This window comes from Pandoraea horticolens, from assembly GCF_902459555.1.
GTDB lineage: Bacteria > Pseudomonadota > Gammaproteobacteria > Burkholderiales > Burkholderiaceae > Pandoraea > Pandoraea horticolens.
On the sequence record NZ_CABPSM010000002.1, the window covers coordinates 60,744 to 81,149 of the forward strand.

General features: G+C 62.9%; 24 protein-coding genes. 11 read left to right on the top strand and 13 right to left on the bottom strand.

All coding sequences use genetic code 11. The annotated features are described in order from the left end of the window. Positions 1-12 precede the first annotated feature (12 nt). The 8 genes from PHO31112_RS04095 to ybgC form a co-directional block, all read right to left on the bottom strand. Positions 13-1,128 carry a YeeE/YedE family protein gene (locus PHO31112_RS04095; RefSeq protein ID WP_150619354.1) on the bottom strand — a complete coding sequence of 372 codons (1,116 nt, stop codon included), beginning with the start codon at positions 1,126-1,128 and terminating at the stop codon, positions 13-15. Between the two features lie 330 nt (positions 1,129-1,458). Next, positions 1,459-2,202, bottom strand: coding sequence for a tol-pal system protein YbgF (ybgF, locus tag PHO31112_RS04100; RefSeq protein WP_425495156.1), 744 nt, complete (start codon positions 2,200-2,202; stop codon positions 1,459-1,461). Positions 2,203-2,212: 10 nt separating this feature from the next. Further along, positions 2,213-2,713: an OmpA family protein gene (locus PHO31112_RS04105; protein WP_150619355.1), complete on the bottom strand. Its 501-nt coding sequence runs from the start codon at positions 2,711-2,713 to the stop codon at positions 2,213-2,215. 30 nt (positions 2,714-2,743) lie between these two features. Then, positions 2,744-4,036, bottom strand: a complete 1,293-nt coding sequence (gene tolB, locus PHO31112_RS04110; RefSeq protein ID WP_150619356.1) for a Tol-Pal system beta propeller repeat protein TolB — start codon at positions 4,034-4,036, stop codon at positions 2,744-2,746. Positions 4,037-4,138: 102 nt separating this feature from the next. Further along, positions 4,139-5,164: a cell envelope integrity protein TolA gene (tolA, locus tag PHO31112_RS04115; RefSeq protein WP_150619357.1), complete on the bottom strand. Its 1,026-nt coding sequence runs from the start codon at positions 5,162-5,164 to the stop codon at positions 4,139-4,141. Next, positions 5,161-5,595 carry a protein TolR gene (tolR, locus tag PHO31112_RS04120; RefSeq protein ID WP_023873635.1) on the bottom strand — a complete coding sequence of 145 codons (435 nt, stop codon included), beginning with the start codon at positions 5,593-5,595 and terminating at the stop codon, positions 5,161-5,163. Before tolR ends, tolA begins: the two co-directional genes overlap by 4 nt. Positions 5,596-5,616: 21 nt before the next feature. Continuing rightward, positions 5,617-6,291, bottom strand: a complete 675-nt coding sequence (gene tolQ / locus PHO31112_RS04125; protein WP_150586409.1) for a protein TolQ — start codon at positions 6,289-6,291, stop codon at positions 5,617-5,619. A gap of 39 nt (positions 6,292-6,330) precedes the next feature. Next, on the bottom strand, positions 6,331-6,813 hold the full coding sequence (ybgC, locus tag PHO31112_RS04130) for a tol-pal system-associated acyl-CoA thioesterase (RefSeq protein WP_174995533.1): 483 nt from the start codon (positions 6,811-6,813) through the stop codon (positions 6,331-6,333). 290 nt (positions 6,814-7,103) lie between these two features. Between ybgC and PHO31112_RS04135 the strand changes: the two genes are divergently transcribed. Both PHO31112_RS04135 and PHO31112_RS04140 read left to right on the top strand, forming a co-directional pair. Beyond that, positions 7,104-8,015 carry an NAD(P)-dependent oxidoreductase gene (locus tag PHO31112_RS04135; RefSeq protein WP_150619359.1) on the top strand — a complete coding sequence of 304 codons (912 nt, stop codon included), beginning with the start codon at positions 7,104-7,106 and terminating at the stop codon, positions 8,013-8,015. 304 nt (positions 8,016-8,319) lie between these two features. Beyond that, positions 8,320-9,078, top strand: coding sequence for an IclR family transcriptional regulator (locus PHO31112_RS04140; RefSeq protein ID WP_150619360.1), 759 nt, complete (start codon positions 8,320-8,322; stop codon positions 9,076-9,078). A gap of 63 nt (positions 9,079-9,141) precedes the next feature. Here PHO31112_RS04140 and PHO31112_RS04145 read toward each other — a convergent pair whose 3' ends face one another. The 5 genes from PHO31112_RS04145 to PHO31112_RS04165 form a co-directional block, all read right to left on the bottom strand. Next, positions 9,142-9,771 (bottom strand): SRPBCC family protein, encoded by a 630-nt coding sequence (locus PHO31112_RS04145; RefSeq protein WP_150619361.1) that lies wholly within the window; start codon positions 9,769-9,771, stop codon positions 9,142-9,144. After that, positions 9,740-10,270 carry a glycine cleavage system transcriptional repressor gene (locus PHO31112_RS04150; protein ID WP_150619362.1) on the bottom strand — a complete coding sequence of 177 codons (531 nt, stop codon included), beginning with the start codon at positions 10,268-10,270 and terminating at the stop codon, positions 9,740-9,742. Before PHO31112_RS04150 ends, PHO31112_RS04145 begins: the two co-directional genes overlap by 32 nt. A 152-nt stretch (positions 10,271-10,422) precedes the next feature. After that, positions 10,423-11,085 (bottom strand): phosphoribosyltransferase, encoded by a 663-nt coding sequence (locus tag PHO31112_RS04155; RefSeq protein WP_150619363.1) that lies wholly within the window; start codon positions 11,083-11,085, stop codon positions 10,423-10,425. A gap of 125 nt (positions 11,086-11,210) precedes the next feature. Then, positions 11,211-11,963 (bottom strand): sulfite exporter TauE/SafE family protein, encoded by a 753-nt coding sequence (locus PHO31112_RS04160; protein WP_150619364.1) that lies wholly within the window; start codon positions 11,961-11,963, stop codon positions 11,211-11,213. A 204-nt stretch (positions 11,964-12,167) separates the two neighbouring features. Next, the gene (locus tag PHO31112_RS04165) at positions 12,168-12,875 is read right to left on the bottom strand and encodes a phosphatase PAP2 family protein (RefSeq protein ID WP_174995535.1); all 708 of its coding nucleotides are present in this window, start codon (positions 12,873-12,875) and stop codon (positions 12,168-12,170) included. Positions 12,876-13,237: 362 nt separating this feature from the next. On the opposite strand from PHO31112_RS04165, the gene PHO31112_RS04170 reads away from it, so the two are divergent. From PHO31112_RS04170 to PHO31112_RS04200, 9 genes are all read left to right on the top strand, one after another. Continuing rightward, complete coding sequence (locus PHO31112_RS04170) at positions 13,238-13,633, top strand: GFA family protein (RefSeq protein ID WP_150619366.1); 396 nt, start codon at positions 13,238-13,240, stop codon at positions 13,631-13,633. Positions 13,634-13,741: 108 nt separating this feature from the next. Beyond that, positions 13,742-15,364 (top strand): restriction endonuclease, encoded by a 1,623-nt coding sequence (locus PHO31112_RS04175; RefSeq protein WP_150619367.1) that lies wholly within the window; start codon positions 13,742-13,744, stop codon positions 15,362-15,364. A 96-nt stretch (positions 15,365-15,460) separates the two neighbouring features. Further along, entirely contained in the window at positions 15,461-15,970 is a 510-nt protein-coding gene (locus PHO31112_RS04180; RefSeq protein ID WP_150619368.1) for a YjjA family protein, read from the top strand. A gap of 170 nt (positions 15,971-16,140) precedes the next feature. Further along, positions 16,141-16,785 (top strand): FMN-binding negative transcriptional regulator, encoded by a 645-nt coding sequence (locus PHO31112_RS04185; protein ID WP_150619369.1) that lies wholly within the window; start codon positions 16,141-16,143, stop codon positions 16,783-16,785. Positions 16,786-16,911: 126 nt separating this feature from the next. After that, the gene (locus PHO31112_RS27080) at positions 16,912-17,070 is read left to right on the top strand and encodes a hypothetical protein (RefSeq protein WP_174995537.1); all 159 of its coding nucleotides are present in this window, start codon (positions 16,912-16,914) and stop codon (positions 17,068-17,070) included. A gap of 51 nt (positions 17,071-17,121) precedes the next feature. After that, positions 17,122-18,054 carry a DNA/RNA non-specific endonuclease gene (locus tag PHO31112_RS04190; protein ID WP_246177736.1) on the top strand — a complete coding sequence of 311 codons (933 nt, stop codon included), beginning with the start codon at positions 17,122-17,124 and terminating at the stop codon, positions 18,052-18,054. 97 nt (positions 18,055-18,151) lie between these two features. Further along, positions 18,152-18,433: a hypothetical protein gene (locus PHO31112_RS04195; RefSeq protein ID WP_150619370.1), complete on the top strand. Its 282-nt coding sequence runs from the start codon at positions 18,152-18,154 to the stop codon at positions 18,431-18,433. A 1,225-nt stretch (positions 18,434-19,658) separates the two neighbouring features. After that, positions 19,659-19,826, top strand: coding sequence for a hypothetical protein (locus PHO31112_RS27085; protein WP_158453307.1), 168 nt, complete (start codon positions 19,659-19,661; stop codon positions 19,824-19,826). Positions 19,827-19,864: 38 nt separating this feature from the next. Beyond that, positions 19,865-20,182 (top strand): hypothetical protein, encoded by a 318-nt coding sequence (locus PHO31112_RS04200; RefSeq protein ID WP_150619371.1) that lies wholly within the window; start codon positions 19,865-19,867, stop codon positions 20,180-20,182. The last annotated feature ends 224 nt before the right edge of the window (positions 20,183-20,406 follow it).

Sequence of the window (20,406 nt, forward strand, 5' to 3'; positions counted from 1 at the left end):
TGCGAATTTCCGTCAAACGCTGCGCTCGATGCGCCACATTTGATACTTGAATGCGCAGACGCCGCCCGCGAGAATCGCCATGGTCGCGAGGAACGATCCCAGCGCCAGTGTCGACATACCCGACAAGCCTTGACCGACTGTGCAGCCCAACGCCGTCACACCCCCGAAGCCCATCAGCACACCCCCTACCATGTGGTTTGCCGTGTCTTCCGTACCCTGAAATCCTTCCCAGCGGAAATTACGCGACACCAGCGCGTAGACGAACGAGCCGGCGATGACGCCCAGCACGCTGGCAATGCCCAATGTAATGACATTGCTCGTGTCGCTCCACATCATCAGCCAGTACAGCGTGAACGCCAGCGGCGAGACGAACGACAGAGCTTCCATCTTCCCGGAGTTCGTGGCAACGAAGCTCTCCTCCAGCGTATTCGGATTCTCGGCAACATAACCGACCTTGCCCGAGACATACCACAGCGCCACGATGATCGCTCCCACGACAAGGCCGCCCAGCAGATTGTCGAATGTCCAGAATTCGCGTCGTGCGAGCGCCGCAATCACGAATGCACCACCAATCACCAGCCCGAGAATGAGCTGCGCGCGATGGATGTCTGCGCCGAACAGGCTACCCAGCAACGTGGGCAAGTCCTGCGACGTCGCAAACGTCGTCTGCACGCTGTCGATGGCCGCCACGCGCAGCATCGCGAACACGCCCTTGAGCGTCATGTAAGCCGACAAGCCGATCATCGTGAAGACGAGCAGCGACTTCAGATTGCCGCCGCCGATGCGTACCAGCGTCTTGCTGCCGCAACCGGAGGCTAGCACCATACCGAAGCCGAACAACCATCCGCCGACGATATACGACAACCAGGTGAAGCGCGGCGTCGTGTAAATCGCTTTGACCGGATCGATGATGCCCTGCGACGCGAGGATGCCAGTACCGATGGTCGCCACACCAATGGCAAGCCACCACATGCGCATACGATTCCAGTCACCGATGTTCACGATGTCGGAAAGGGCGCCCATCGTGCAGAAATGCGTGCGCTGGAGCACGGCACCAAACACGAAGGCCAGGCCAAAGGTGAGCCACACAACAGTGTGGGACAGGGCGGTGAGATCGACGTCGGTCATGAGGCGAGAAGACGATAGCGGCCGTGCCCGGCCGTTCGATGCATTGTCGCGAGCCACAGGGTGTGGCCGGCATTGTTGTTATCAGACGTGCTGCACAGTTCGTGCGCGAACACGTCGCGGGTGCGGTCGTCATGCGAGCCTGGCGGTGTTCGGCCTGGACACATCCCCTGAGACGCCGCGCCTCGAGCGCTTGGAAAGTCCGTATTCTACTTGAGGTGGCCCCCGCGTTTGCAAACCCCAAAAACGACAACGCCGCCCAAAGGCGGCGTCGTGCGCTTGACGAGTGTCCTCACACGGAAGGCAGGTTCGCGCAACCTCCCGAGGGGCGTCTTACTTCAGCTTGGCCACACGTTTCTTGGCCTCCGCTGCCGATTCGCTGTCCGGGTACTTGGCCACCAAATCATGCAACGTCTTTTTCGCTGCCGCAATCTGCCCGGATTCTGCCTGGTTGCTGGCGATCGCCAGCATGGCCTCGGCAGCCTTCGGGCTCGTCGGGTACTTCGTCACGATCCCTTGCAGCGTCGCAGTCGAACCCTTCACATCCTTGTTGGCGTACTGCGCATTGCCAAGCCAGAACTGTGCTTCGGGTTGATACGGGCTGCCAGGATACTTGGCCGAAAAGGTCCGGAAATCCGTTTGCGCACCCTTATAGTCACCGTTGCGGAATTTCGTCAGCGCGGCGTCAAAGACATCTTTCTCGCCCGGTTGGACGGTGCCTGTCACGCCGCCGACGGTCATCTGCTGCGGTTCGAATTTCTTCAGACGGCCATCAAGGTCGTTGTAGAAATCCTTTTGACTTTGTTGCAGGTTTGCAAGCTGGTTTTTCAGATCTTCGTTCTGACCGCGCTGGTCGGCCAGATCACGCTGCAACTGCTGGATCTGGTTATTCAAATCCAGCACGCTGTGCGTGAGCCCCTCGATCCGCTGCTTGTCCGAATCCAGACGGCTGCGGATGTCGAGGATCGCTTTGCGCGCCTCGTCGTCGTCGAACAATCCGGCATGCGCGAGCGGACTCAGCACCGCAGTGCCGAGCATCGCCGCGTAGATCATGTTTTTAAGCAAACGAGACGTCATGACGATTCAATCAATAAGCCAGATCGGCGCGACGGTCCTGGGCCCAACCGGCTTCGTCGGTACCCGTTGCCTTTTCCTTACCCAGCGAAACGGCTTCCATCTGGTTGGTGTTGGCACCCAGCGCCGACATGGCCTTCACCACGGCTTCGGCACGCTTCTGACCCAGGGCCAGGTTGTACTCGCTCGTGCCGCGCTGGTCGGTGTTGCCCTGAACCAGCACGTGACGTTGCGAGTACTTGTTCAGGAAGGCGGAGTGCGCCTGGAGCATCGGCGTGTACTGAGCGTCGACGTTGTACTGGTCGAAGCCGAAGTACACGCTACGCTTGGCGAGGGGGCCGTTCGGGTTGTTCAGTTCGTCAGCCGATGCGTCGACGGGGGCGACAGCGCGGGCGTCGGTCGTGGTCTGACCCTTGTTGGCGTTAGCCTGGTCGTCGAGCTTCACGCCCGACGAGCAAGCGGCCAGAGCGGCCAGCGAAGAGATGGCGAGGATGTTACGAAGCAGGGAACTCATATGAGCCTCCAATTGATGTTGCTGTTGATGTTATTGCATGAAAGGGCCCCAGGAGGGTTCGCGAACTTCCCCTCCTCGAACCTGAAGAATCTGCCGGGTTTGCCCGTCCACCGAGACTGCCGCGAGAACCTTGCGGCCGCCGGACTGCGTTGCATAAAGAATGTACTTGCCGTTCGCGGCAAAACTCGGTGACTCGTCGTGGCTGGTGTCGGTCAGAGCCGTAACATCGCCAGTACTCATATCCTGCACGCACAGCTTGAATCCGCCGCCTTGACGCGCGATAAACGCGAGCAACTTGCCATCGGGACTAATTCGCGGGCTGACGTTGTAACTCCCCTTGAAGGTGACGCGCTGTGCTCCGCCTTCACCTTCGCCACCGGCCGGCATCTTGTAGATTTGCGGACCACCGCCACGATCGCTCGTGAAGTAGATCCATTTGCCGTCCGGGGAATACTGCGGTTCGGTGTCGATCGCGCCGCTGCGCGACAGACGCTTGAGGCCGCCGCCGTTGGCATTGACCTGATAGATCTGCGTATTGCCGTCACGCGAAAGAGCCACGGCGAGCCTGCTGCCGTCCGGTGACCATGACGGCGCGGAGTTGTTGCCCTTCTCGTTGGCCAGCACGGCACGGCGGCCCGTCGGCAGATCGTGGATGTACACGACCGGCTTGCGCTTCTCGAACGAAACGTAGGCCACCTTGGTGCCGTCCGGCGACCACGCCGGCGAGATGATCGGCTCGCGGCTATTGAGCGCGACGCGCGCATCCTGGCCGTCAGAATCCGAAATCTGCAACTGGTAGTTGCTGCCGCTATGCAGAACGTACGACAGACGCGTGGCGAATACACCGCGGTCGCCCAGCAGCTTCTGATAGATGTAGTCGGCAATCTTGTGTGCGGTCAGCCGGAGATTTGCCGCAGAAGAGGTGAGGGCCAGACCGCCGAGCGGTTGACCGTTCACGGCGTCGTACAGACGGAAGCTGACCTGGAAGTTGCCGTTACCCGCCGGGGCGATCGTGCCGGAGACGAACGCGTTCGCGCCCTTGGCGCGCCACGTGCCGAGATCGACCGAATCGTCCACGCCAACGGTGGCGCCGCCCGTATCGATCTGGTTGAAGCGGCCGCTGTTGCTCAGGTCGGCCTTGATCACGGACACGATGTCCGTCGGCGCGACGCCTTTGAAGTTCGACACGGCGATCGGGTAGCGGTTGGTACCGACGCCATTGATCTCGACGGTGAGCGGGGTCTGCGCATGGGCGATCGTGCAAGCTGCGGTGAGCCAGGTGGCTACCAGCGCACGCCATGCATATTGACTGGAAATTCGCATGCGTTAGATTGGTCAGTTGCGCGTTGCAAGGGCCATTTTTACCACATCCAGATGAAAATGGACTCGCATTGCTCGGTTTTCGTTCCCATTTGACAACATTCCTCAGCCCTTTGGTCGGAGGTGAATGTCGAGCGTCGGGGGCGGGGCCTTGCCGTCGACACCGCGCGGCAAGGGGTCTGATTTTTTGATGGCGGCCATGGCGGCGGCGTCCCACGCGGGATTGCCGCTCGACTTCGTCAACTGCATCGACAGGATGCTGCCGTCCGGTGCAATGCGTACAGCGACGATGGCCTGCGGGTTGCCCGTCGTATCGCCGGCATAGGCAATATTCGGCATGACCTTGGCACGCACGCGTTCGGCATAGCCTGCCGCGCCAGTACCGCCGCCGCCGGCGCCCGTGCCGCCGGCCTGTGTGCCCAGACCGTTGCCGTTGGCGCCCGGCGTGCCGTTGGCCATGCCGCGCAACGCTGCCAGGCGCTCGGAGCGTGCCGCATCGGCCGCCTTTTGCGCGGCCGCTTCCTTCGCGGCCTTGGCCTTGGCCGCCTTGTCTTCCGCAGCCTTCTTCTGGGCATCGGCCACTTGCTGCTGCTTCAACTGTTCGGCCTTCTTAGCATCCTCTTCCTTCTGACGCTTCAACTCGTCGGCCTTCCTCTGATCGTTCAGCTTCTGCTGATGTGCTGCGTCCTCTGCGGCCGCTTTCTTGCGGGCGAGTTCGGCGGCCGCTTGCTGCTCGGCGAGTTGCTTCTGCTTGAGGGCTTCCTGACGCGCCTTTTCCTGTTGCGCCTCAAGCAGACGCGCCTGTTCGGCGGCTTGCTGTTCCTGCTTGCGCTTCTTCTGCTGGAGAGCGATGTCGGCGTCTTCTGCCTGCGGCGTGGGCGCGGCGATGGCGGGCGGCGTGGGCGTCGGCGCGGGCGTCACCACCGGTGGCGTCGGCTCAGCAACTTCAGAGGGCGTCCACAGTTCGGCTTCAGAGCCGGCCGGCGAGCTGTTCTGCCAGCGCATGCCGTAGAAGAGCAGCGCGAACAGCAGCGCATGCATGAACAGCGCGAGGAGAAATGCCCGCCCCGTGCCCCGCTCATCCTTGCGCGGGCCAATGGGACGGTCGGAACGGGCTACAGTGCGGCTCATTTCTGCTTGACGAGCAGGCCCACGCGCTTGACGCCCTGGGCCTTGAGATCGGACATCACGTTCATGACGATTTCATAGCGCACCGACTTATCGGCGGCAATGACAACCGGCTGATCCGGGTTCGCGGCCTGACGGCCTTGCAGGAAACCGGTCAGATCGCCCCCGCTCATGCGCTGCTCGATGGTGTTTTCACCATCCTTGTAGCGCACCAGCATGCGGTTATCGGCTTCAATATTGACGACCACCGGCGGCGTTTGCTGCTGCGGGCTCGCGTTAGCCACGCTCGGCAAATTGACGATCGACGGCGCCACCAGCGGTGCGGCCACCATGAAAATGACGAGCAGCACCAGCATCACGTCGATGTACGGTACGACGTTGATGTCCGCCATGGCGCGACGGCCGCGGCGAGCGTTGCGCATAGAACCTGCCATGTCTCGGCGCTCCCGGAGTGCTTAGTGAATCTGCCGTTGCAGGATGTTGGAGAACTCTTCGATGAAGCTTTCGAAGCGGATCGACAGCCGGTCGATGTCGGTGGCGAAGCGGTTATAGGCAACCACGGCAGGGATAGCGGCGAACAGACCGATGGCCGTGGCCACCAGCGCTTCCGCGATGCCCGGCGCCACGTTGGCGAGCGTCGCTTGTTGCACGTTCGACAGGCCGCGGAATGCGTTCATGATACCCCACACCGTACCGAACAGGCCGATATACGGACTCACCGAACCGACCGACGCGAGGAACGGCAGGTTGGCTTCGAGCGAGTCCATTTCACGTTGATAGCAAGCACGCATGGCACGGCGCGCACCGTCGAGAATGGCGTGCGGATCGTTCAGCCCCTTTTCGCTGGCTTTGATGTACTCGCGCATACCCGATTCGAAGATACGTTCGAGCGAACCCGTCTGATGGCGGTTGTTCAGCGCGCTTTGGTACAGCGCCTGAAGATCGCCGCCCGACCAGAAATCACGCTCGAAGCGCTCGGTTTGGGTGCGGGCGCGGCGAATCGCGAAGATCTTGCGGAAGATGTGTGTCCACGAGAGCAGGGAGAGCAGCAGCAGCAGGCCCATAACTGCCTGGGCGAGCACGCTGGCATGCATGACCAGCGAAATAATGGAAAGATCTTGATCGGGCATGGTGTGGTTATTGACTGACCGGAATTCTTGTCGTTGGCTTCAGGCGGCTGCCGGACGGGCAGGCTCCCCCGTTGCGGCGTTGACCGACTTGGCGGCCGATTGCATGACGAGGCGCACTTGCGCTGGGATTTTGCCTGGGCGCAGGGTGTGTGCTGCCACGCAGCCGATTTTGATGCTTCCGCGCGCCAACAGTTCGCTGTGGCCGTCGGATGCTTCGCGCCAGGCCTGCTGTTCGAAATCGACGGAGGCGCCGCCAATGCGCTCGATACGGCTTTTGATGGTGAGGAGATCGTCCAGCCGCGCGGGGCTCAGATAGTCGACGGCCGTCGAGCGCACGATGAAAATCATCCCGGTGCTGCGGGCCAGTTCGAGTTGCTCGATGCCGAGCGAACGGAGCCACTCGGTACGGGCCCGTTCAAAGAATTTTAAGTAGTTGGCGTAGAAGACGACGCCCCCGGCGTCCGTGTCCTCGTAGTAAACGCGAATTGACCAACTGGTATCAAAATCAGCCATGCCGCGCATTGTATCGGAACCGGGCCGCAACGCGAGTTACGGAAACAGAATTTTTCAAACCGGGACGTTGACGTGATGTTTACGGATGATTATGCGATGGGCTGTGGTGCACCAAACTGGGGCGAAATGACGCGAATGCCCCGTGTGGCGGGGGATTGCGCTGGCGTCTGAGCGCAGCCCGTCTCTATAATGATGGCTCGCAAGCCCCCTGAATTTCCGACAGGGCCATCGTATGCGCACGTCGGCATCGCGCCCCGTTTGAGCCCTTTCTTAGCGAATCAACCTGCGAGGCCCTCGAATTGACTTCCCCCTCATCGCAAGCATCTTCCCTTCGCGTCGCGTTTCTCGGTCTGGGCGTGATGGGTTATCCCATGGCCGGTCACCTGCAACGCGCGGGTCATCAGGTCACGGTTTATAACCGTACCGCCGCCAAGGCGCAGCAATGGGCGAAGGAATATGGCGGCGCAACCGCCGCCACGCCGGCTGACGCGGTGCGCGACGCCGATATCGTTGCTGCCTGTGTGGGCAACGACGACGACCTGCGCAGCATCGTGCTCGGTAAGCACGGCGCCTTCGCCGGCATGAAGGCGGGCGCTGTTTTTGTCGACCATACGACGGCGTCGGCCGATGTGGCTCGCGAACTTTACGCGGTCGCCGGCGAGAAGGGCCTGCACTTTGTCGACGCCCCCGTGTCGGGCGGCGAAGCCGGCGCCAAGAACGGTGTGCTCACGATCATGTGCGGGGGCGACGCCCCAGCGTTCGACCGGGTGGCCGCCACGCTCGGCGCCTACGGTCGCGCCGTCACCCGTATCGGCGAGGCTGGCGCCGGGCAACTGGCCAAGATGGTCAATCAGATCTGTATTGCCGGACTCGTGCAAGGGTTGTCCGAGGCGGTCAACTTCGGCGAGCGCGCCGGTCTGGACATGCCACTCGTGCTCGACGTCATCAACAAGGGCGCAGCCGCGAGCTGGCAAATGGACAATCGCGGCCAGACCATGATCGACGGCAAGTTCGATTTCGGTTTCGCCGTGGACTGGATGCGCAAAGACCTGGGGCTGTGTCTGGCCGAAGGGCAACGCAACGGCGTCTCGCTGCCGGTCACGGCGCTCATCGACCAGTTTTATGGCGACGTGCAGGCGCTCGGTGGTTCGCGCTGGGATACGTCCAGCCTGATTCATCGCTTGCGCGTGCTGTCCGGCAAGAAGGCCTGAGTCGCTTTGGCGGCATGAGCGTCACGGTGGCGGCGAGACGCCCGGCGGCACGCAGTGCTGCCGCCGTCCACCACCAGGCAGCGGGTATCAGGTATTTGGAATATCTCCGGGTTTGTCTCCAATCGTCAGCGGGTGCCGATTGGCACTAGAATGCGGAAAACGGGACGTCGCGGCGCGACGGTACGGCGGCGTGGCGGCTTGGGAGCGGGCTTGCGCGGTGGCGTGCCGAGGTTGGGCAGAAGGGAGACCGCCGCGAGCGATAACGATCTAGAACACAACTCGAACCCGAGATCCAGGTACCGACATGAGCAATCAGTCGAACGCTGCGGCCGTCCGCGCATTTCGCATTCTCGAAATTCTCAGTGCCTCGGGCACGCCCATGACATTGGCGGAGATTGTCGCCGCCATTGGTCTGCCCAAGCAGACCGTGCACCGCATTCTCAAACAACTCGAAGCTGCCTGGCTGGTCACGCGTGAGGCCGGCAGCCGGCATTACGAGCCGTCGTCGCGGGTGCGGGCGATGGCCATCAATGCGCTCATGCACGTGGGCCCGGCGGCCGCGCGTCATGCCATTCTTCAGCAACTGGTCGACAAGCTGGGCGAGACCTGCAATCTGTCGATGCTCTCGGGCGACGACCTCGTCTATCTCGATCGTGTGGAGACCGAATGGTCGCGCCAACTCAAGCTCTCGCCCGGTTCGCGCGTGCCGCTGCACTGCACGGCGAGCGGCAAGCTGCTGCTGGCGTTTTTGCCGCGCGCGCGCCGTGAGAAGCTGATCGCACATCTGCCGTTGCGCCCGCGTGCGGAGAACACCATCACCGATCTCGAAGACCTACGCGAAGAGTTGACGGAAACGCGCAAGCGCCGCGTGGGCACCAATAACGAAGAGCACGTGCCGGGCATGATTGCGGTGGCCGTGCCGGTGATGCTCGACCGCAATCGCGCGTGTGCCGCTATCGCGGTGCAGGCGAGTGCGCAGCATTGCACACTCGACAAGCTCATGACGTTCCTGCCCGACCTCGAGGCCGCGGCCGAGACGATGGCGGCGACGTTCAACGAATGAGGCGCGAATAGCGCGAGTCAGGCGCACTATCGTTGCGCCACTTCACTTGCCGTCGTACCCCCCTCACTGCGCAGGAACGGCGCTCGCAGCAGCGTCTGGCATCGATGCGGTGGCAGGAACGGCCGGGGCGAGCGCGGCGAAGATCTGCTCGAGTTGCTTTGCGCCCTGCGCCGACTCAGCCTGCATGCGCGGCCCTATGAAGATGGGATCGAGAATCAGGAAAAGCAGATTCGGCGTGCGATAGATGAAGTCACGCTCGAAGCGAGTGCCGGTGCCGTCCGGCGTGAGCCTGTAGCGGACTTCACCCGACGGACGCCGGTTGACCTCGCCTTCGATGCGCCATTCGAGCGGCGGATTAGCGTCGACGACTTTCCAGTGAACGATGCCGTGCCGGCCTGCGAGCCGGAATTCTTCGGCCACTTCCTCTCCCACCTTGAGCGGATGGTCGGTCGTCCCTTGCACGGTAATCGACGCCGGATGCCACTTGGGCCAATTGCCCGGCGTGGTGGCGTAGTCGTAGACGACCTGCGGCGGCGCGCTCAGCGTGACGGTGTTCACCACATGTGTCTGGCGCTCGAAGGGGAGGGGAAGCAGCGAGAGCAGGGCGAGCAAGGCCACTGCCCCGAGGACGATCAGGAAGGCTCGCTTCATCGGCGCGCGCTCAGGCACCGGCAGGCGAATCGAGTTCGACATCGACCATCAGGTCGTCGGCAAGGCTTTCCAGCGTCTCGCGCAGCGATTCCGTACTGACACTCGCCGGCACATGAAGGCGGGCTGTCGCGCGAAACAGCGTGCCGCCCGACATCGACCCCTCGACGCATTCCGTCGCAAGTTCGTCAATGCTGATGCCTCGCGAGAAAAGTACGTGCGAGATTTCCTTGACGATGCCGGGATGATCCTGCCCGACCAGATCGAGCTGAAGCGTACGGGCGGCCGGATCGGCGGCAGCACTTTGCGCGCGCGTGACGGTAATGCGCAGCCCGTGCGTTTCCAGCGCGTGCAGGGTTTGCGTGAGCGCGTCGGCGTTCTCGTCGGGGACTTGCAAATGAATGATGCCGGCGAACTGGCCGGCAAGATTGGCGAGGCGGCTCTCCAGCCAGTTGGCACCGGAGGCGCTTGCGCGATCGGCGATTGCATTGACCAGCCCCGGACGATCCGGGCCGATCACGTTGAGAATCAGGGACGTCGTCATCACAGGCTCCATCGAAACTGAGGGGCAAGAGGCGGCGCAGGCCGCGCGCTTGCTCCGGCGGGGCCGTTGCGCGCAGCAGGCTCAAGTGTAGTGCAATCGCAGGGGGGGCCGCTACGGCGCGCTTTTGCGACGATGCAGATTTCGGTGCCGGCCTACGGACGGTCCGCCGCCATGGCGAGCAGCGCGATCACGGTGGCGTCGTCGGTTTGCACGAAATCGCTGTACGCCACGCTTACTGCGTAGAAGGGCTGCGGCGTTTCCAGACAGACGACAGCGTCGGCCAATGCGGAGAGCCGGGCAATAGCGTCGCGAGCACCGACCGGCGCGCAGGCGATGAGCGGCGTCGCGCCGAGGCGGCGCATCGCTCGCAATGCCGCGATCATCGTTGCGCCGGTCGCAATGCCGTCGTCGACCACCACGACCGGCCGGTCCTGCACATGCGGCGCACCGCGTCCCGGCGTATACGCCTGACGCCGTTGCTGGATAAGTGCTCGCTGACGTGCCGTTTCATGCGAGAGGTACGTGCCGGTGGCGCCGATCGACAGCGCGTGATCGGCGAGGAAGATGCCGCCGAACTCGTCGACTGCGCCCACGGCCAGTTCCGCATGATGCGGCGCACGCAATTTGTGGGCGAGCAGCACGTCGAGCGTGCCGTTCAGTTGGCGGGCGATGGGCAGTGCGACCGGTACGCCGCCGCGTGGAATGGCCAGCACCAGCGGCGGCGCGCAGCGTGCGATCAGTTCGTGTGAGGCGAGCACTTCGGCCAGCGCGTTACCTGCGGCGGCACGATCGAGAAACGAGGCAACGGCGGGCATGGTGCGAAGGCGGGGGCGAACCCGGTGGAGGACATCGGTACCGCCATCCTAACGCCGGGCCCCGATGCCCGTTTGCGTTAATCCACGCGTTCGTCGTGTTAGTCGCGTTAGTCGCGTGCAGCGGTTCAACGGGCAAGCAATTCGGGCATGGTGCCGACGAGCAGCGTCACACCGGAGCACGCGAGCAGTGCGAGCACCATGCGCCGGAAGGTGTGATCGGAGAGGAACCGGTAGGCCCATGCGCCAGCGAGCGTCGGCAGGATCATCGACGGCACGGCAATCGCGAACATGTGCAACGTCTGGACCGTAATGACACCATGCACCGCGTAGAGGGTGATGGTGAGCGTGTGCATGACGATGAAGAAGATCTGCATGACGGCGCGCTGCATGTCTTTGTCCCAGCCGCGCAGCGTGCACCATAGGGTCGGCGCTACGCCGACGAGTCCGCCGATGCCGCCCATCACGCCGCCGATGAAACCGACCAGGCCGTCCGCCATACGTCCGCCGTGCCGGATACGAGGCAGGTGCGCGGCGAGTAGCAGGATCGAGCAATAGATCACGAGTACCGTGCCGATGCCTGCCCGGAACCATACCGGATCGAGATAGTGAAGCATCCACACCCCGACCGGCACACCGATCAGTCCGCACAGTACGAATGGGGCGAGGCGATCGAGCGGCACGGCCCGGCGGGCGGCGCGCAACCCCAGCAGTTGGCCGATGAGAGAACAAAATGCGGCGAGCGGGCCAGCCAGCGTGGGCGGCAGCGACCATGCCCAGAAGGACAGTGCGACCAGACTGAATGCAAAGCCGGACAAGCCTTGCACGAAGCCGGCGACGCAGGCGCCGGCAATGAGGGGAAGCAACGGATCGGCAGTCATGAATCGGGTGGCGTGGCGCGCTAGCGCATCGGACGCCGCCGTGCAGATGCACGGTGGACTTACGGCGGCGCTCACCGTTAGCCGTTGAGGACAGTCTCGGGTTTATCGTTACCAGTGGCCATTATGCTGTGATCTCGCCGATTCACGAAATGGCTGGTACCGGCCTGCACTGCCTCGCACAACCCTAGGCTCCCTTACCCCCCTTCATGCCCTCGAACGGATGCCCCAGCGTTGCCAGGCGGTAACGAACGCCGTGCCGACTGCGATGCCGAGCGCTGCGCCCGCGAGCGCGTCACTCGTCCAGTGATAGGCGGCGGCGATCTGGCCGAAGCTCGTCAGGGCAACAGCGAGGGCGCACGGCCAGCGCAGCGCACGGTGCCTCAGTGAGAGCACCGTGGCGAACGCGAGCATAACGCTCAGGTGGCCCGACGGGAACGACGCGTACGCCGCGCCGTCGCCGCCGAAGAGACGAAACTCGAAAACGCCGTCGCGCAAATACGACGGATTCTCGTGAATCCACGTGGCCGGCCATGTGCGCCCGAACGCGAACTTCAAGCCCTGCTTGAGCACACTGCTCACCCCCACCGCGCCTGCCGCGAGCCACAGCGTGACGGCCCATGCGGGCAATTGCCGGCGCCAGACGAACACCGCGCCAACGATCGTGAACGTCGGCCAGGCGAGAGCGAACAGCGGCGAGGGCAACTCCGCGACATGCTGAATCCAGCGCGTGCCCTGCGTGTGGACATGCGCGAAGTCCACCACCGGCCGGTCGATCCACACGATGGCGGCCAGCGCCAGCAGGAGACAACCCGCAGCGCTCAGCCATGCGGTGCGCAGGCAAGCACGCGAAGTGAGGGCAGCGCCCGAGGCCGGTGACAACGCCGGACGGGCGTTAGAAGTCGGTTCGTTCATAACGTGGGTTGAGCAAAAAATGAGCATCGACGCGCGAAGCAACCGCCACATGGTAGTGGCTATCGGCGGCGCAGCCTCCAACGCCCCATTTCGGACTGCATGCCGCATTGAATGTTGCCAGACGTAGCGATGAAGGCGTGGGCATCCGCCAACACAGGCAGGTAAGGCATAACGTTCGACACTGCGCCGCCGTCATGGCGATTTGATGACGGTCAGGGCGCACACGTTGCGCTCATGACATGCTTGTGCGGCAAGGAAGCGAAAGATTCTTTGCGATGTGAGGGGGCAACGTCCTACAATCGTCCCCTACGTGAATGTCGTGCTTCGCCGCTCGCGGCGGGCGGCTCGGGGGAGAGCGGTTTATGAAAGGCAGTTGTTTGTGCGGTGCAGTCACCTACGAAGTGGATCAGTTCTCCGGCCCTATCGCCCATTGCTCCTGCGTCACTTGCCGCAAAGCGCACGGCGCGGCGTTCACCACGACTGCGGCAGCGCAGCATGCGCATTTCCGCTTCACGCGAGGGGCGGATCATGTGGCGTCGTTTCGCTCGTCGCCAGATAAGGCGCGCTACTTCTGCCCGTCGTGTGGCACTCATCTGGTCGCTATGCGCGACGGTCAGCCCAACGTGATCGTGCGTGTCGCGTCGCTCGATGACGACCCAGGGCTCCGGGCGCAATTCCATATCTGGACATCGCATGAAGTGCCTTGGCTTGACTATCGCGACGTGCCGCGCTTCGAGGCGTGGCAGCCGGGCCGTTGAGCCGGCAGCGGGATATCCGTGAACACAGACGTCGAACAGCGTCACCGCAGTTTCGGATGGTGTAGTTCGCTTGGTAAAACAAAATCAATATCACATGCGGGGGCAGTAGTGACTCGGGGATTCGAAAGCATCATCGATCGTCTGGCGCGTGAGTTCTGGCGCGCCGCGCACGCGCGCGAGCAGCAGCACGCCCAAATGCAGGCACGCTCGCTGGCGGAAGTCCGTGCCGTAGATCAGGCGCAGCGCGCATTGGAAGATGCGCCAGCGGCCGACGCCGCCGCTCGGGAACGCCTGCAACTGGCGTGGCGGCAGGCCGAAGCGGCGGCACAAGGCGCCAGGGCCAAGCTGGAAGTCGGGCGGCTCGAACGTCTGCTCGCCGAAGGCCTCACGCGCGATCTGCGCATCCCGCCGGCGGATCTGCGCGCACGCAACACACCACCCGTGCTCGATACTCAGCATCTCCCGAAGATTTTGGCCAAACCCGAATGGGAAACCTTCGCGCCCGAAAAGCCGGGCCGGCTTGGGCTGGCCGTGCCGGGCGCGTCGGGACGTTACGAGCAGGCCGTCGCGAAGGCGCGCAGTGAATTCGTACATGCGGAGCGCGAGTACGAGGCGTCGAAAATCCGTCGCACGCAAGGCTCGATGATTCTCCAGATCGCGCAGCAGAAGGCAACGGAAGCCGCGCGCGCCGACAGCGCCCGTCACAACGCAGCCGTGGCTGAATTCGAAGGGGCGCTGTTGCGCGGCGAAGCGGCGGCCGTCACCGGCTATGCGCGCATCGTGCTCAGCCGCAGCCCGTACCCGGAAGCGTTTATGCAGACGCTCGCGGCGCATTACGTTGAAAACCACAAGCTGCTGGCCATCGGTTACGACGTGCCGACGCTCGACGCCGCCGTGCCCGTCGCGCTCGAATACCACTACAACGCTGCGGAAAATCTCGTGCAAGGTGTGCCTGCGGAGCAGGCGCTGCGTGCGCGCGTCTACGCCGACGCGCTGCGCCAGATCGTGCTTCGTTCGCTGCACGAACTGTTCTCCGCCGACCCGCTGCGTCACGTGAATGCCATCGTATTCAACGTCTACGCCAGCAATGGCGACGCGCGCGTGTGCCTGGCGAGCGTGCATGTGGCGCGCGCCGACTTCGCGGCGCTAGCCCTCGCGGAGGGCGATCCGGCGACGCATCTGGCGGCGTTGGGGGCTCGTATTTCCGCGCGTCCCGAGATGTTGGAGGCGGTGGCGCCGGTAGCGGGTGTCGACATGACGCAGGTCGTCACGGACGCCGATGTTGCCGTTGACCGCCGTTTCAATCTGATGACGCTCTCCGACAAGGACTTCACGCAGGTGATGTTCCACTTGCTGCGCGCGCACGGTTTCGAAGGGCCGCCGCTGCTGCCGGGTGAGGCGCCGGGCATGCTGATGTGCCGCGCCTGGGACCCGCATCCGATTTTCGGCGGTGACGTTGTCGTGCACATCTACCGCGAGATGGACCGTTGCGCGCGTCTCGAAATGGCTGCCGCTCGCACCATGCTCACGGAGATGCAGCAGATTGGCGCGGCGCGCGGCATGTTGATCACCACGGGGGAGTTCGAAGACGGGGTCGAGGAGTTCGCACGCGATCGTCGCATCGAACTGCTCGCCGGGCATCATCTGGTCTTCCTGCTCAAGGAGAACGCTGGCGTGGATGCGAGCGTGGCGGTGCCGGAGGTGCTCGATCCCGCCGCAACGTTGTTCTGACGTTTTCACGCCGAGGGCGATTCGTCGCCCTGCGGTGTGCGCGTCCTGCTATAGTGAGTTGACCTGACCCACGTCATTTGCATTACGGAGGATCGTATGGCACGACGCACGGCAAGTTCGGTTGGCGCAGGTTGGAAGCTGTCCAGAGTCGGAGTGGTGGGCGCAAGCGTTGCACTGACACTGGCTTTGGGCACACCGATGCAGGCGCAGGCGCAACTCGACCTGCTCAGGAACGCCGTGGGCGGAAGCTCGGGCGGGGGCAACACTGGGGGGCTGGCAGGCAGCCTCGGCGGGCTTGGCCCGATCGGCTCGCTGACATCCGGCAGCGTGGGTAATGCGACGGGCGTGTTGCAATTCTGCATCAAGAACAACTATCTCAGCGCCACGAATCTGAACTCGGCGACCAACCTCAAAGACAAACTTCTCGACAAGATCGGCGCCCAATCGGGGGCGCCGGCCGCCAGCCCCGGCTATCTCGACGGGGCCAAAGGGCTGCTGTCCTCGCCGGATGGCAAGACGGTCGACCTGAACGGCGGTGGACTCAAGGAACAGTTGACGCGCCAGGTCTGCGACAAGATTCTCGATCAGGCCAAGTCCTTCCTCTGACACTGGCTCCCAGGGCGCATCGGCGGGCTACGTTGTCTGCCAGTGCTCAAGGCGGGACGCTGCCCGGCATCTGGATGGCACCAAAAAAATTCCGTGCGTTGGGTCTTTGCCAAGGGCCACGCGCGGGGATACGCTATTCAATCCCCGCCGCTTTTTGTTTGGAGCCATCGATGTATCAGCCCGCCCCCTTTGCCGAGTCTCGTCTGGATGTTCTGCATGATCTCATTCGCATGCATCCGCTCGGTCTGCTCGTGAGCACCGGTGCACAGGGGCTGATCGCCGACTCGATTCCCTTTCTGGTGTATCCCGGCGAGGGCGAATTCGGCACGTTGCGGGCGCATCTGGCGCGAGCCAATCCACATGGTCGGGCGCTGCAAGGTGTCGACGATTGCCTGATCGCGTTCACGGGACCGCAGGGGTATATCACGCCGTCCTGGTATGCCGCCAAGGCGGAGCACGGCAAGGTGGCGCCGACGTGGAACTACGCCGCCGTGCATGCATGGGGCAAGCCGCGCGTGATCGACGATGCGGCATGGTTGCTACGTTTCGTGGGCGATCTCACACAATCGCAGGAGCAGGCGCGTACCGCGCCGTGGGCGGTCGAAGACGCGCCCGCCGACTTCGTCGAGGGCCTGCTGCGGGCCGTCGTTGGAGTGGAAATTCCGATTCGCTGCATCGAAGGCAAATTCAAGATGTCGCAGAATCGCCCGATGCCCGACCGTGTCGGCGTGGTGGAAGGACTGCGTGCCGAAGGGCCGATGAACGAGCCGCTGGCCGCGCTCATCGCTCAGCGGGGCGATGTGCCCGGCGCCTGAGGCCTGAGTCTTCCGAGGGCGGCTATCGCTGGCTGCCGTAACGAATCGAAACAATTCAGCAGGTCGGGGACAGGTTGTACCGTGGTGTCCCCGCATACAATGCGGCAACCCAACTCGGATGCCGCAATGAAGACGCTGTTCCTCATGCTCGCGCTGGTAATTTGCCTGCTTTTTCTCGAGCAGGCGTGGTTGCCGGCTGCGCAAGCGGACGAGTGCGGTAACCTCGGCCCCGCCCAGACCCTGCAATGCGCCGCCTATGGCGCGGCGAACGTTCTCCCCGAATAGGCGATCATCCGCTACAATCGCACCCCCTGAAGTCATACCCTAAGCAGTGCGATGAAGCAGTCTCGATGGACGGTCACCGCAGTGCGCGCAAGCCGCTTGCGCGCGATGGCCGGGCAGTTGGCAGTGTCCTTTGCCTCCCTGATGTCCCTTTCTTCCGCGGTTGCCTTCTCGGCATTGCCGGGCGATGCGTTCGCAGCTGCCACGGCGTGCGGCGATCATTACTGGGCCGGAACTGCGCCCGACATTACCAATGCCGCGATGACGCGCGATGCGCGCGAGGTGTGCTTCGGTGCGTTCGGCGTCATGCACTCGGGAGTGACGCGCACGCCGCTATGGTCGGCAGAGCGTCTCACACGCGCTGGCTTGAGCGATGCGCGTCAGATCTCGCGCGTCAACAATTTCCACGCCGAGTCGCGGCTTCCTCCGGGCGAGCGGGCCGAGCTGCGCGACTATGTGCGCTCCGGGTACGACCGGGGGCATATGGCGCCGTCGGCCGATATGCCGGACGCGCAAGCGCAATCGGAGAGCTTTTCGCTGGCGAACATGGTGCCGCAGAACAGCGAGAACAACCGCTATCTATGGGCGGGCATCGAGTCGAGCGTGCGTAAGCTTGCGCAGGATCGCGGGGAGTTGTTCGTTCTCACCGGCCCTCTTTTCAAGGGCAAGACGATTACGCAGGTCGGTAATCGAGTGATGGTGCCTACGCAGCTCTACAAGGTGGTCTACGACCCCAAGCGCAAGCAGGCGGGCGCCTATCTTGTCGCGAACGAAGCCACGGGCGACTATTCGGTCGTGAGCCTGGCAGAACTCGAGACGCTGGCCGGTATCGACTTTTTCCCCGGCATGCCGGCGGATGTGAAGCGCACGGCGATGCGTCTGCCCGCACCCAAGGCGGCGGGCGGCAAGCGCAAACGCGATCCCGAGGTGCCGTCGTATCGCGAGGTGCAGACGGTGCTCGACTTCTTGCGTACGATCATCCGCTAAGCACGGCACAACGCGTTTGGCGTTGCCTGGTCGATGAAGGCATGGCCTCATCGACCGATCTCAACTGACCGATTTCCTCTCGATTCAGGAGCCCCCGATGTCCGCCTCGTCTTCTGCCGGCGCCAAGTTTCCCCCGTTTGCCAACGACGCCGATGCACTCACGCTCGGTGAGCTGAACGTCGAAAACCATACGGATCACGTTGCCATCTTTGGTAACCTGGAGATTCGTCGCGACGCCGAAGGGCTGCGTCAGGCGCAAGCGCTCAAAGCGGTGCTCGACGCTGTGGTCGCAGCGCTCTCCAGCGCAGACCTGCCTGCGACTACGGAAACGCCGGGGGGCACGACCGCACGACAGGTGAAAAATCCGTTTGAGTCGTGATATTGATGGGGCAGGGGGCACCACTCCCCCCCGGATTTACCCCAGCTTTGTAGCTTATTCGAAGAATCGATGTTGCGCCGCACAATGGCGTAGGCGTCCCGCTCCTCTCATGCCATCTCTGTCCTGGTAGCCTGGCCTGCCGCCGACATCACCCCTGCCGCCCGGCGGCACACGCCGCACCCCGGAAATTACCCAATTCCACGGTTCATGCGGGTTGCGCGACAACTTGTCGCACCTGCGACATTCTGTCGCATTGACACGCCTCGCCACAAATCTCCAATCGCGTCATGGTGACGGTTTTCCCGGTCGCGTTATTCGGTCTCGAAATCCATCCGAATCAGGTGCTTGGCTTGTGGCGACGCAGCACGGACGAGGGGTTTACGGCTGCCAGACAAAGCGCATACTAGCCCTGCGTCTCGTCGATTCCGATAGCGTGAATCGATGACCGGCAAGGCTACGAACACTAAACAACGCGAGGTAACTTATGCACATCCGTTGGAAAAAAGTGTATTCGAGTGGTTGGGGAACGATTCATCACGATGCACCCCGTTCCCATCGCAGCGCCACTGAGCGCGAGCAACTCTTTCAACGCCTGTTGGCAATCGCGATCGCCTGTAGCGTCGGCGGTTTCGTGCTTTTGTCCGTAGGTGCGGCCTTCCTGGGACGCTAAAGTCACAGATCTTCCTTTTCGTGCGCGGCACCGCCTTCGGCGGACTGCCGCGCCGCGTTGCTTTGGCCGACGCATTTCTCGATTTTCAAGCGAAAAACCCGCTCCCGTCCTGATGGTGCCGGGGGCTGTGGCGCTTTCCTCCCGCCATTCCCAATCACCTGCTTTGAACGAACGTCCATGCTGTTTTGAAGCGTCTTGTTACAAAAATGCTGCATTTCAAAAAGCTGGCACGCTCAAATTCCCGCAATTCTCTGCAATTTCCCGTTAAAGATCTGTCGAGAGATACGATAAAGCGCGCAATGTGCGTTGATATCCATCGTGGATAACGTGGTCTTCCATGGTGCTATGGCTGCATTCTGCAGGTTCACGCTGTTGCGTTTATCAAAGAATAGTGCGATCTTGGGACGAAGGCGTCGCGTCGGAATTTTGGGTAATCCTCCGTCGGAATTTGCCCGGATTTATCCGAATTGTCTTGCGCCTCAAAACTCTTGATAAAGAAGAAAAGAACAGAACAACAATAGTGCGGGCTGGTTTGATTGATTTGTGAGGTGCGCCATGGAAATTCGCTGGGAAAAGTTGTACTCGGGCGGATTGGGTCGTTTTTACGACACTTCGGAATCGAGCCGCCGTCGGGCACGGCGTGCGCAGTTGGCATGGTTTGGCGTGGTCATCTCCGTTGGCGTCGCCATCGGAGCCATCGCCATCGCATGGCGCTGGATCTGATGTTCATTACTGCAAAGCGACGCTCGAGGATCACAGGAATGCTGGTACTGCTTGCCGTCGCGGCGAGTGCGCCGGTTCGCGCTCAGGCACCGCCGATGCCGGTGGAGCCGCTCGACATGGCGGGAAAGCCGTGCGGGGCGCTGCGTGCACTGCCGGCTGACGTTACGCACTATCGCTATGAAGTGGCGAACCGGTGCGAACGCCCCGTCGTGTTTTTCTGGCGTTGCAGTGCCACCGACACAGAGCATTCTCTGGAAGTTGCCGGCAAAGCGACGCAGTCCGCTACATGCGCGAAGGCGACGGCTGCGGCCGGCGAGATCGTATTCCGCTTCGATCCGCCGGGCACGGGCAACTGAACGCCGGTTCGCTATCCTCGTTTCGACACCCCCTTTCATGGCGCATGGCCTGCACCGCCGTTTCCCCGGCTGACCACGCCGGGTAGATGTGCTGCATCCGGCTGGCCGGTCGCCACCGCCGGCGGGAATGGCTATCATGACGCTATATGGCCTGCGGGCATCTCCGGCGGTGCCCGTGACGGACCTGCCGCGAACGCTGCGGCCCGATCCATCACGATCCATCA